This is a genomic window from Flavobacterium sp. LHD-80, from assembly GCF_030929605.1.
GTDB lineage: Bacteria > Bacteroidota > Bacteroidia > Flavobacteriales > Flavobacteriaceae > Flavobacterium.
Genome location: NZ_JAVFVS010000014.1, coordinates 17,706 through 30,091 on the forward strand (window position 1 = coordinate 17,706; position 12,386 = coordinate 30,091).

General features: G+C 35.2%; 7 protein-coding genes. 6 read left to right on the forward strand and 1 reads right to left on the reverse strand.

The window, feature by feature from the left end; translation table 11 throughout:
* The first annotated feature begins 7 nt into the window (after positions 1 to 7).
* The 3 genes from RB619_RS20415 to RB619_RS20425 all read left to right on the forward strand — a co-directional run bounded on the left by RB619_RS20415 (position 8) and on the right by RB619_RS20425 (position 5,363).
* Complete coding sequence (locus tag RB619_RS20415) at positions 8 to 970, forward strand: family 43 glycosylhydrolase (protein ID WP_308100948.1); 963 nt, start codon at positions 8 to 10, stop codon at positions 968 to 970.
* A 240-nt stretch (positions 971 to 1,210) separates the two neighbouring features.
* Positions 1,211 to 2,818, forward strand: a complete 1,608-nt coding sequence (locus RB619_RS20420; protein WP_308100949.1) for a glycoside hydrolase family 43 protein — start codon at positions 1,211 to 1,213, stop codon at positions 2,816 to 2,818.
* Positions 2,819 to 3,338: 520 nt separating this feature from the next.
* Entirely contained in the window at positions 3,339 to 5,363 is a 2,025-nt protein-coding gene (locus RB619_RS20425; RefSeq protein WP_308100950.1) for an amylo-alpha-1,6-glucosidase, read from the forward strand.
* Positions 5,364 to 5,485: 122 nt separating this feature from the next.
* On the opposite strand, the gene RB619_RS20430 is transcribed toward RB619_RS20425, so the two are convergent.
* Positions 5,486 to 6,517, reverse strand: coding sequence for a LacI family DNA-binding transcriptional regulator (locus tag RB619_RS20430; protein WP_308100951.1), 1,032 nt, complete (start codon positions 6,515 to 6,517; stop codon positions 5,486 to 5,488).
* Positions 6,518 to 6,910: 393 nt separating this feature from the next.
* On the opposite strand from RB619_RS20430, the gene RB619_RS20435 reads away from it, so the two are divergent.
* The 3 genes from RB619_RS20435 (at position 6,911) to RB619_RS20445 (ending at position 12,386) form a co-directional block, all read left to right on the forward strand.
* Complete coding sequence (locus RB619_RS20435) at positions 6,911 to 9,931, forward strand: TonB-dependent receptor (RefSeq protein ID WP_308100952.1); 3,021 nt, start codon at positions 6,911 to 6,913, stop codon at positions 9,929 to 9,931.
* 20 nt (positions 9,932 to 9,951) lie between these two features.
* On the forward strand, positions 9,952 to 11,565 hold the full coding sequence (locus RB619_RS20440; RefSeq protein WP_308100953.1) for a RagB/SusD family nutrient uptake outer membrane protein: 1,614 nt from the start codon (positions 9,952 to 9,954) through the stop codon (positions 11,563 to 11,565).
* A gap of 107 nt (positions 11,566 to 11,672) precedes the next feature.
* Positions 11,673 to 12,386: a phytanoyl-CoA dioxygenase family protein gene (locus tag RB619_RS20445; RefSeq protein ID WP_308100954.1), complete on the forward strand. Its 714-nt coding sequence runs from the start codon at positions 11,673 to 11,675 to the stop codon at positions 12,384 to 12,386.

Genomic DNA, 12,386 nt, shown 5'->3' on the forward strand with positions numbered 1-12,386 from the left:
TTAACCAATGAAAAAAATAATAGTTTTCTTGTTTCTAGCCCTAAATGTAGGGCTAGCACAAGAAAAACCACAAATGTATTTTACAGATTTATCGTCTGGAAATCCGGTTGCTAAAGATCCTAAAATTGTCTTTTTCAAAAAAAGTTATTGGATGTATTATTCGATTCCGGGAAAAGATATGTCGGGTTGGCATATTGGGATTGCGAAAAGTGATAATTTAAAAGATTGGAAGAAAGCTGGTGAAATCAACTCAGGCGCTGATTATGAAAAAAACGGACTTTGTGCGCCGGGTGCTTTGGTTCGGAATGACACGATTCATTTGTTTTACCAAACTTACGGAAACGGTTTAAAAGACGCGATTTGCCACGCCTATTCAACAGATGGAATTAATTTTAAAAGAAACGAAACCAATCCAATTTTTAGTCCAACTGGCGAATGGACTTGTGGACGCGCGATTGACGCTGAGGTTGTAGAATTTAAAGGAGAATATCTGCTGTATTTTGCGACACGTGATGCCTCTTATAAAATTCAGAAACAAGGCGTTGCATCGGCACCAATTAAAACTAATTTTAAGAAAAGTGACTGGAAACAGTTGACGAACACATCAGTTATGGAACCCACTTTAGATTGGGAAAAAAACTGTGTAGAAGGTGCGTCCTGCATCAAAAAAGGAAAATATTTATATATGTTTTATGCCGGAGCATATAACAACGAACCACAGCAAATTGGCGTTGCGAGAAGCACAGACGGAATTCATTGGGAAAGAAATGGCGTAAAACCTTTTGTAGAAAATGGAAAAACGGGAACTTGGAATTCTGCAGAATCGGGTCATCCAGATATTTTTAAAGATCAAAAAGGACAATATTGGCTGTTTTTTCAAGGAAATAATACTAAAGATGGAAAGTCTTGGTATTTGTCAAATCTGAAATTGAATTGGAAAAGCGACGACTGGCCGAGTATTAGACAATAATAAACTAAGAATCTGTTGAGCGTAGTTTTTTAAACTCATAGAGACATAGGTTTTTTACTTATTGGAAAAGGTAATAAAAGAAACTAGTTTCTAACACATAGCTCTCAAAGTTTGTCATTCCTCGGAATGACAAGATTGCGCATACTATGTGCATTTAAAACAAGTGAAACGACTTTTATAGACAAAGTATATCTATGTCTCTATGTGTTTAAAAATACACACAATCAAACTATTAATAAAATGAAAAACATACTCTACCTTTTTACTACGCTGATTTTATTTTCATGCAGTACTAAAAAGCAAATCTCAACAGTTGCAACCAATACTAAACCTTTAGAATTAGTAAATCCGGCTCTTCCTGGCGACAATCCTGATCCGTCGATGATTAGAGTTGGAAATACCTATTATGCGACATCAACAACAAACGAATGGGCGCCTTATTTTACGATCTATAAATCGACTGATTTAAAAAATTGGACCTTGATAAATCATGTTTTTCCTAACGGATTTAAAGACATGAAAGACCAATGGGGCGAAAATAACTTTTGGGCTTCGGAATTGGCGTATGATAAAAAACAGCATAAAATTTATGCATACTACACAGCGCACAATCGCAATACAAAAGGTAATCCGGGTTTGCAATGTGGAACTGCTTGGATCGATGCCGATAAAATTGAAACAGGAAAATTTAAAGACAATGGGCCCGTAATTATTGAAGACGATTGCGGTGCGATTGATGCTTTTGAAATGGAAGACAACGGCAAAATCTACGCTTTCTGGAAAAATGACGGAAATGGTTGCGGCAAAGAATCTTGGATTTGGATGCAGGAAATCAATGATACTCGCACAAAATTATTAGGAACAAAACGAAAAGTGTATACGAATAGTCAGCCTTGGGAAACGGCTTTGGTTGAAGGCGCGTGCTTTTTTAAATTCGGAGATTATATTTATAGTTTGTATGCCGTTGGTGGCTGTTGTGATGCACGATGCAATTACAAAACGGGAATTGCAAGAACCAAAAGTCTGGAAAGTGGCGTTTGGGAGAAATATCCGCAAAACCCAATTATGGTAAGCAATGAAAAATGGCGCTGTCCAGGTCACGGAACGGTTGTTACTACTGAAGATGGACGACTTTTGATGCTTTATCATGCTTTTAATATGCAATATGATGTGTTTGTAGGCAGGGAAGGCGTTATCGAAGAATTGGTAGCTGGAGAAGATGGTTGGCCAATTTTAAAAAACAATATCACCGCAAATCGACCAAAATCAGATTTGGATTTTACGGATAATTTCAAAAATGATAAAAGTTTGAATTTAGTTTGGCAATGGCCTTCGAAAAAGGAAAGACCAGAATTGAATTTAAAAAATGGTTTACAGTTAAAAGCTTCAAACGAAAATCATAATCTGGGAACATTTATTGGACAATATATTAAATCGACTGATTTTACGGTTAAAAGTTCTATTCAAATTACAAGTGCTGATGTAGGAATGGCGCTTGGCGGTGCAATTTACAAAAGTACTTGGCCGGGAGAATTGGGCGGAATCGGAATTTCGGCTTCAAAAAATGGTTTTAAGATTTTTACGAATTATGAAAACCAATATCAAATTGTAAAACAAATTGATAAAGTTCTGTCTGGCGAAATTGAGTTGAAAATGAATGTTTTAAATCAAGCAAGAACTTTGGAATTCTATTATAAAGAGAAAAATTCAGATTGGATAAAAATGGAAACGCTTCCTTTTGATGCGGATAAATATGCGCCGTGGGGAATGGGCTACCGAGTTGGAATTACGGCAAAAGGCGATAATGATTTTGGAAGCTTCAATTCATTTGAAGTGAGGAATAACTAAGTTTTTTTTAAGTGAAAAGTAAAAAGTGATTAGTAATTAGTTTTTCACACGTTATCAAAGTTTTGAAGTTGTTTAAACACATAATACGAACAGTTTGTCATTCCGAGGAACGAGACTCGAGCGATAGCGAACAGGCGAAGCAAATCTCCACAAGTAGCTCCGCAATGAAAACCCAATCTTTGTCGAGTTTCTCACGAAGATTTCTCCTTCGTCGAAATGACAAACTTTGAGAACTATGTGTTAGAAACTAGTTTCTTTTTACAATCTCTATAAAAAAATAAAAAAATCTATGTTTCTATGTGTTTAAAAATTACACGTAAAGGAGAGCCATTTCAATCAAAATGAAACGGCTTTTTTTATGGAAATCTTCAAAATCTTGTCAGAAAAATTAATTAGAATCCAAAAACAAAACAATTGAGACTAATTCGAGAAAGAATGGGATTTTTTGTTTGACGCTAAAAAATTATAATCTCTTTATTTGCTGTTATATAAACGATTTAATAAAGAAAGATTTTAATTTATGCGACATTATTTTCTGCTGTTTTCCTTACTGATTATTTTGCCAATTTGGGCTCAAAAAAATAAAACTCATTTTATAGATTCGAACAAAAAAAGCATTTCGCACTACGGAAATGACAACGAATGGTATGTGAAAAATATTCCGTTTTTTGAAACTTCAGATAAAGAAATTGAAGACGTTTACTACTACCGCTGGAAAATGTACAAAGCGCATTTGCGAAACATAGGTGAATACGGTTACGTTGTAACAGAATTTCTAAACGCGATGAGCTGGGATCATAAACCGTATAATACGTTGAACGCAGCAACGGTTTTTCATATTTATGAAGGAAGATGGCTCAAGGACCGTCTGTATATGAATAATTATATCGATTTCATGTATCAGCACGGTGGCAATAACAGACGTTACACCGAATCGATTGCTGACGCGACTTATGCCAATTATTTAATTAATCGCGATAAAGATTTTGTTGTAAAACAATTACCATCAATGATGAAAATTGACAGCGATTGGAAAGATCATTACGACGAATCGAAAAAACTATATTTTGTAGAACCCGTTATGGATGCTACTGAAAACACCATTTCATCAATCGATGCCAGCGGAGGAACAGACGGATTTACAGGTGGAGATGGTTTCAGACCGTCGATCAATAGTTATATGTATGCCAATGCTTTGGCGATTTCGAAAATTGCTTTATTGAAAGGAGATTTGGCTTTAGCCAAAACATATCAGCAGAAAGCTTTGGAACAAAAGAAAAACTTTCAGGATAATTTATGGAATCCCAATTTAGGACATTTTACAGACCGATTTAAAGTAAATAATGAATTTGTAAAATATTGGGATTTTATCCGTGGAAGAGAATTAGTCGGATTTGTGCCATGGGTTTACAATCTTCCGGATGATATTGAAAAATACAATTCGGCTTGGAGCCGATTGAGAAATCCGGAAAATTTTGGAGGAAAGTTTGGTTTGAGAACGGTTGAGCCTTCTTATCAATATTATATGAAACAATATCGCTTTGGTCCAAATGGAGCAAAAGAATGCCAATGGAACGGTCCTAGCTGGCCGTATCAAACCACTCAGGTTTTGTTAGGAATGGCAAATCTGCTGAACAATTACAATCAAAAGGAAATTTCTAAGAATGATTATTGGGCGATTTTAAAACAATATGCCAATCAGCATTATAAAAACGGAGAATTGAATATTCTCGAAAACTATTATCCAGATCAACAAGGCGCTATTGCCGATTTTGACCAAAGAAGCGAACACTACAATCATTCCGAATTCAATGATTTGATTATAACGGGATTGTGCGGAATTCGTCCATCTGCTGCTAATCAGTTGGAAATTAATCCGCTTGTTGATGAAAATGATCCGAATGCGGTGCAGTATTTCTGTTTGGAAAATGTTCGTTATCACAATCAAAATATCACTATTTTATATGATAAAACAGGAAATCAGTATAAAAAAGGAAAAGGTTTGTCGGTTTATTTAGATGGAAAAATGGTTCTGAACCCTTCGTCTTTGGGAAAGAAAACGATCAAACTTTCTAATTCGGTTTTAATTGATGAACCTTCAAAACGAGAACTCAATTTAGCGGTGAATATTAAAGGAAAAGATTTTCCGAAAGTTACTTCTTCAAATCCAGATTTAAAAGATTTGAATACGCTTAACGATGGTAGAATATGGTACTTTGATAATGTCAGGAATTATTATGAAATGAAAGTTTTATCGGGAAGAGAGAATTGGATTGAAGTTGATTTTGGAGCTGAAAAAGAGTTTCATAAAATGGTTTTGTCTTTTAAAGATTCGGAAAATAAAAAGCTTTTGGGTGAAAAATGTATTATTTCATTTTTGGATGAAAACGGGAAATGGAAAGTGGTTTCAAATCCTGAAAAATTAAAAGTTAATACTGTTAATGAAATTGTTTTTGATAAGGTAAAATCGAATAAAATCAGATTGTTTTTTGAAGGTAAAGTCGTAGAATCTGTTGTGAAAATTGGGGAAGTGGAAGTGTATTGAGTTTTTAATCTCGCAAAGTCGCGAAGTCGCAAAGTTTTTCTTTTTTTAAGTCTTTTTAAATAAAACTTTGCGACTTCGCTCCCGATAGCTATCGGGATTGCGAGCAATTTTCGCCAGTAAACTTAAGCCGTAATCTTCTTAGTAGAATCACGCTCAATCAGACTGGCTTTTATGATTTTAGTTTCAAATTCAGGTTGATTTTGGTCTTCGTTTTCAATTCGTTCGATTACTTTCTGTACCGCTATTTGGCCCATAAAAACGCCGTGCTGGCTAATGCAGGAAATGGAAGGTTTGCAATATTTGAACATTTCACTGTTTGTAAAACCAATGATCGAAATATCTTCTGGAATCTTATAACCTCGGTTTTGGGCAATTGTCATCGATTCGACTGTCGAATATTCTTCCAAACCAATAATAGCGTCAACTTTCTGATAGTCGAGCATCGTTTTGATTTCGGTTTCAAAATCATATTCTTTTTTTATTAGCGAAATCAGTTTTTTATTTACCGGAATATTATAGTCTTCGTGGGCTTTCAAATAACCGTCAATTCGGAGTTTTACAATTCCAAGATAATCTAAAACTGTTACAATAGCAATGCTTTTACAGCCCGTTTTGATCAAATGTTCGGTTGCTTTATAGGAGCAATTAAAATCGTCTACAATGATTTTATCGGTATCCAAAGAATCAAAAACACGATCAAACATCACGACAGGACCTGCATTTTTAATGAAATTTTCGATATGAGAAACATGCTGTTTTGATTGCGCTTCTTCGCAAAGCGAAATGAGCAAACCGTCGATTATGCCGTTTTCTAAAAGACTTATCGAAGTGATTTCTTTTTCGAGTTTGCCATTCGAAATAATCGTAATCAAATTATAGCCTTTTTCATTTGCTTTTTGTTCCATTCCGTTGAAAATCTGAACAAAAAAATGATTGAGAATAGTTGGCATGATGACGCCAATAGTTTTGGTTTTTTTGTTGAGTAAACTTAGCGCAATACTATTGGGTTTGTAATTATGAAGCTGTGCGTAGTTTTTGATTTTGTTTTTTGTTGCAGTACTTATATCATGGCTGTCATTCAAGGCTTTAGATACCGTTGCAATAGAAGTATTGAACTCTTTTGCAATTTGTTTAAGGGTAATTTTTTTGTTCATTTTTGAGGTTCTTTGGCAATAGAAATCAACAGCAATTTTTGTTTTTCTTTGACTAATATACAATATAATTTAAGTTGTTTTATCAATTGTATTTTGGTTTTCTTAAAAATATTTTGACTTGGTAAATATGTAGTTAATTTCTTTAATATTTAATTTTTTGATAAAAATTTACTTAAACCTTTAAGTAAACTTTCAGCAAAATACGTGATCACTTTTTATGCCTTGATTTTACTGCTTTTTTCCAATTTTCACAGTTCAATTTTTTCAAATGAAGATTTTAAGCGAAGTAATCCTCTGTCGTTAAAAATTAAGATATTCCTATTTCACGTCTATATATTTGAACTATTAACAAAAAAATAGCCAAAAAAATCCAAATTTAAAAAACCAGCTTTTATGAAAAATTATTTATTTAAAATGGTATTCTCCGTTTTCCTTTTGATAGGCGGAAATGCATTTTCTCAAAATGTGACAGGAATTGTGACATCCAGTACAGGTCCTTTGCCGGGTGTTGAATTGAAAATTAAAGGAAGTAATATTGCTACTACTTCAGATTTTGACGGAAAGTTTTCCATTTCTATGAACTCTGAAACAGGAACTTTAGTAGTGAATTATTTAGGATATGAAACGCAGGAAGTTACAGTTAAGAAAAATCAATCAGTGACGATTACTTTAACCGAAAGCATGAATACTTTAGATCAAGTTGTTGTTGTAGGATACGGACAAACGCAGAATAAAAAAGCAGTTTCGACAGCGGTTGGAGTTGTAAATGCGGCACAAATTGCAGAATTGGCTGTGAGTCGTCCAGAAGCTGCTTTACAGGGAACTTCGCCAGGAGTTACTGTTGTTCAGACTTCAGGATCTCCCGGTGCACCGTTAACCGTACGATTGAGAGGAGCTGCTTCTGTTGGAGCTTCAGCGCCTTTATATTTAGTTGATGGCCAACAGGTTCCGAATTTGAATTTTGTTAATCCAGACGACATCAAAAGCATGAACATTTTAAAAGATGCAGCTTCGGCGTCGATTTATGGTGCGCGTGGTGGAAATGGAGTTATTTTGGTGGAAACCAAAACAGGCAGACGTGGTGCTGCTAAACCATCAATTACAATCGATACTTACACTGGTTTTCAGTCTTTAGGAAACAAACCTGAGTTGATGGATAAAAATGAATATGTGTCTTATTTGAACGATTTTAGAACTAAAAATACAGGTAATGGAAATCCGCTAACGCCAGCCGAAATCGCAAAATTGCCAAATACAGACTGGTATGGAGAATTGTTTGAAACCACTCCAGTTTCAAGTTTGAGTGCTTCAGTTTCTGGCGGAGGCGAAAATTATTCGTATAACATTTCAGGCGGACTTTTTGACCAAAAAGGTATGGTTGGCGGTAACGAAGGGAAATCACAATACACTAGAAAAGATGTAAAGATGAATTTTGAAACTGATATTACTTCAAAATTCAATATTAACGTAGGATTGAATTTGGTTGATGTTGAAAGAGATTATCTTTTTGAAAATCAATCAGGAACGGGAATTTCAATTATGAACTTCGTAAATTCAATTCCGGCAATTTATCCTGCTTTTGCAGATAATAATTCATCAGTTCCTTTCGGAATGGGAAATCAGCAGGGAGTTGTGGTAAACGGAGTTTCACTACCAACAGTTGGAGCCGTTGCTAATCCGTTTTTGGCTTTGATTATTACCAATAATAAATCGGTTTCAGATATTACAACGGCCAATATCAAAGGAACGTGGAAAGTAACCAACGATTTTAAAATCACCGGAACGTACTTTCACTATAAAGACAATACATTCGATAAACAATTTACACCTACTTTCGATTTCTCCGATCAAGGTTATGTAAATACGAATGCGACATTAAAAGAAACCGTTTATTCCAATAAAATGTCTCAGTTTGATGCTAATGGCGCTTATAAATTCTCCAATCTCGGAAATCATAATTTAGATGTTTTAGCGGGAATGTCGGTTTACCAAACGACTTTTGAAACGAGTTCAAGAAATGGAGTTGGCTTTTTCACTAATGATTTTGCGTCGACCAATTTTGCAACAATTAGAAACCCGTCGGGAATAACTTCGGCAGTTCCTTATGCATTTGATACGGCTTTGGTTGGGTATTACGGAAAAGTAAATTACGATTATGCGCATAAATATTTATTGTCAGGAACTTTAAGAGCCGATTCTTCTTCCAACTTTGGATCGAATAATAGAACAGGAATTTTTCCTTCTGTTTCAGGAGGTTGGGTAATTTCTGAAGAAAGTTTTCTAAACAATTCAAAATTGATCAATCTTTTAAAACTGCGTGCAAGCTGGGGTATCAACGGAAGCGATAATATCAATCCGTTTCAATATTCTGCTGTGCTGAATTCAGGTTCAGGAACCAATTTTGGAGGAGAAAATGTTTCGGGTTTAACGCCGGCATTTCTGCCAAATCCTGATGTAAAATGGGAAGAAGTTTCGCAGACCAACTTTGGTTTGGATATCAACGCTTTCAATAATTCATTTGGTTTGACTTTCGATTATTACATCAAAAAAACAAGCGATATGTTGATTCCAATTGGAGTTCCATTATTTTCTGGATATCCGGCGCCAGCAACCAATATTGCCGATATGGAAAACAAAGGTTTTGAGTTATTGCTTTCGTACAGAAAAAAATACGAAAACGGATTCTCTTGGGACATTTCGGCAAATCTGGCTCAAAACAAAAATAAAGTGACAAGTCTAGGAAACAACGGACAGCCATTAACGGGCGGAACAGGAACTTTTGTTTTCAACGATCCAATTACATTAACTACAGTAGGACATTCAATTGCAGGATTTTATGGTTACCAAGTAGAATCTATTGATGCTTCGGGAAATTTGGTTTACAAAGATAATGACGGTGTTGCAGGAATTACAACGGCTGATAAAACGTATATAGGCAGTGCGCTTCCTGATTTTACGTACGGTGTTAATTTAGGTGCAGCTTTTAAAAACTTTGATTTCAATGCCTTTTTATACGGTTCAGAAGGAAATGATATTTATGATGCAACTATCAGAACTGATGCTGGTTACTCAAACAGAAAATCATCTTATTCTTCAAATGGAATTAAAAATAATTTAGGTTTTGGTTTAACCGATTCTCAGGTTTCTGATTTCTATGTAAAAGATGGTTCGTTCCTGAAATTAAAAACAGTGACTTTAGGTTACAGTTTGCCACAAAGTTTAACTGAGAAGCTGAAAATGGACAAATTCAGAATTTATGTTACAGGTCAAAATTTATGGGTAAGTACAAAATATGATGGAACAGATCCTGAAATTGGGGAATCTGGTGCAAACAATTCATTAGACATGGGAATCGACAGAGGATTTTATCCACAACCGAGAACAATTTTGATGGGTGTACAAGTTAAGTTTTAATCTAAAATAAAAATTTCGTTATGAAAATTCAATATATAAAAAGAAGTCTATTGGCATTTACAATGGTATTGATGCTCAATAGTTGCTCTGAAGATTTTTTGACAATAGAGCCAACCACACAGTTAACCGCAGATGCCATTCAAACTGATGCTGATTTTGAAGCGTTAGTAAACGCAACTTACGATCCACTTCGCTGGCAGGTTGACGGAGCTGCAACGCGACATATGTATCCGGTAATGTTTCAGGATATGAGAGCAGATAACGTAGTTTCGCAATGGGCGACGTTTTGGATTGCAGGTCAGGCATTTGATAAAAACCCAATTGCGCCAAATAATCCGAGTGTAGAAGGAATGTGGAAAAAATGGTACACCATGATTTCAAGAGCCAATACCGCTATTGGAATTATAACTGAAACCAATAAAATCTCTGATGAAAAAATCAAAACACAACTAATTGCGCAGGCAAAGTTTCTACGTGGCTTTGCTTATTTTGAATTGGTAAAACATTTTGGTGGCGTGCCTTTGATTACAGAATATATTAAAGATGCGTCGTATAATTTTAAAAAGCCAAAAGCTACTGCCGCAGAAGTTTATGTTCAGATTGAAAAAGATTTATTAGAAGCTGCACAAGCTTTGCCAACAGTTCCAACAAAAAAAGGAAGAGCTACGAAAGGTGCGGCATACGCGGTTTTGGCGAAAGCAAATTTATATCAGAAAGATTATAATGAAACCGTAAAATATTGCGAGCAAGTAATGAGTCTTGGCTATTCCTTAGAAGAAAAATTTGAAGACAACTGGGATTTAAATAATGAATACGGAAAAGAGTCAGTTTTTGAAATTGGCTACATCAGTGGTTCTTTATACAATAATTTTGAAGGCGGGCAGAGTTATTCTAATCAAGGTTCGTCTTCACATCAAATGTTTGGGTTTTTGTTCAATAGTTCGGTTGGAAACAGTGCTTTCGGGAATAGCGTTCCAAGACAGGAATTGATTGATTTTTATGATAATTCAGACCGCAGAAAAGAATATACTTTCATAACACCGCAGACAATTGTAAGAGGCGGAAGAGGCGCTATTTCATGTAATTGCAGTACGAATCCAGATGGTTCAATTAATTGGAGTACAGAAGGACAATGGGTTTTTGGAACTGATACGTATAATTATTTCTGGCCAACTGGTACTGCAGCATTTAAATCGAAAGCGAGTATGTATAAATATTGGATTCCGCCAGCAGTTCAAGATGCATTGCCAAATTACGCCGATTCTCCATTAAATGAAAAAATCATTCGTTATGCTGACGTTCTTTTGATGCATGCAGAAGCGAGATTAATGGGAGGAACAGGAACTTTAGACGGAGCAAGTTCGTTTAAATTAGTTACAGAAAGAGCCTACGGAGCAGGAAACCCAAAAATACCAGCTTACACTTTACAAGGTGTTAAAGACGAAAGAAGAAGAGAATTAGCAACAGAAGGTTGGGACAGATATACTGATTTAGTGCGTTGGGGAGATGCCAAAAAAGCTCTTGAAGCGGTTGGAAAAGTATTCACTGTTGGAAGAGACGAATTGCTTCCAATTCCAGCATCGGAAATTCAGCAAGTTGGAGCTTCAATTTTAATCCAGAATCCAGGATATTAGTTAGTTTAAAGTTAGTTTATTTTAGTGCATGTTTATTTAAGTATTGAACTGTGTAAAAGCAGTTCAATTACTTGAATAACTTAAACGTAACTCAATATTGAAATGCAATGGAGGATTTAAATAAAATAAAAGAGGCTTTTTGGGAAAACGGTTTTGTTATCATAGAGAATTTTTTCGACCATGAATTAATGGACCGCTACAATAAAATTATTCAACAGCACTACGGTATAAATCCAGATTGGGAACATACAAATGAATTTATTTCTAAAGCCGCTGTCGAAGTAATTCCGTGGTTTCCTTACCATGAAAACAAGCCTTTTTTTGATGAAGTAGATCAGGACAAAAGGTTTAATGCCATTACAGATGTTCTGCTTGGAGAAAAATGGGCAAATTTATATTGCATGATGATGTTTTCTAAAGCGGGAAGCAAAGGCCAGGCCTGGCATCAGGATTGTCCTCCCGAGGATAAAACCAAATTCAATTTAAACAGACTGGTTTATACGCATGATATTTCTGAAGAAACTGGCGGTGAAATTGTTATTATGCCAAAAGCACATCAAAAAGGAGTTTTGCCAATAGGATTACCCGATGAAGATTTGGAAGGGCAATTTGTATATAAACCTAAAAAAGGAACCGTAATCTTTTTGCACGGACATTGTTTTCATAGAGTCATGCCAGTTAAAAAAGATAGAATATCTACTAATTTCAGAGCGATTCCAAAAGGAACGCCAGAAGATATTACAGACATCTGCGTGTATCGAAATATGCGTTATAAATTTTCAACTTCGGAAGTTGTCGAAGAGCGAATACTGAAAGAATAG

Coding starts and splice junctions, on each gene's coding strand:
- RB619_RS20415 (WP_308100948.1), top strand. CDS start 8: ATGAAAAAAATAATAGTTTTCTTGTTTCTAGCCCTAAATGTAGGGCTA.
- RB619_RS20420 (WP_308100949.1), top strand. CDS start 1,211: ATGAAAAACATACTCTACCTTTTTACTACGCTGATTTTATTTTCATGC.
- RB619_RS20425 (WP_308100950.1), top strand. CDS start 3,339: ATGCGACATTATTTTCTGCTGTTTTCCTTACTGATTATTTTGCCAATT.
- RB619_RS20430 (WP_308100951.1), bottom strand. CDS start 6,517: ATGAACAAAAAAATTACCCTTAAACAAATTGCAAAAGAGTTCAATACT.
- RB619_RS20435 (WP_308100952.1), top strand. CDS start 6,911: ATGAAAAATTATTTATTTAAAATGGTATTCTCCGTTTTCCTTTTGATA.
- RB619_RS20440 (WP_308100953.1), top strand. CDS start 9,952: ATGAAAATTCAATATATAAAAAGAAGTCTATTGGCATTTACAATGGTA.
- RB619_RS20445 (WP_308100954.1), top strand. CDS start 11,673: ATGGAGGATTTAAATAAAATAAAAGAGGCTTTTTGGGAAAACGGTTTT.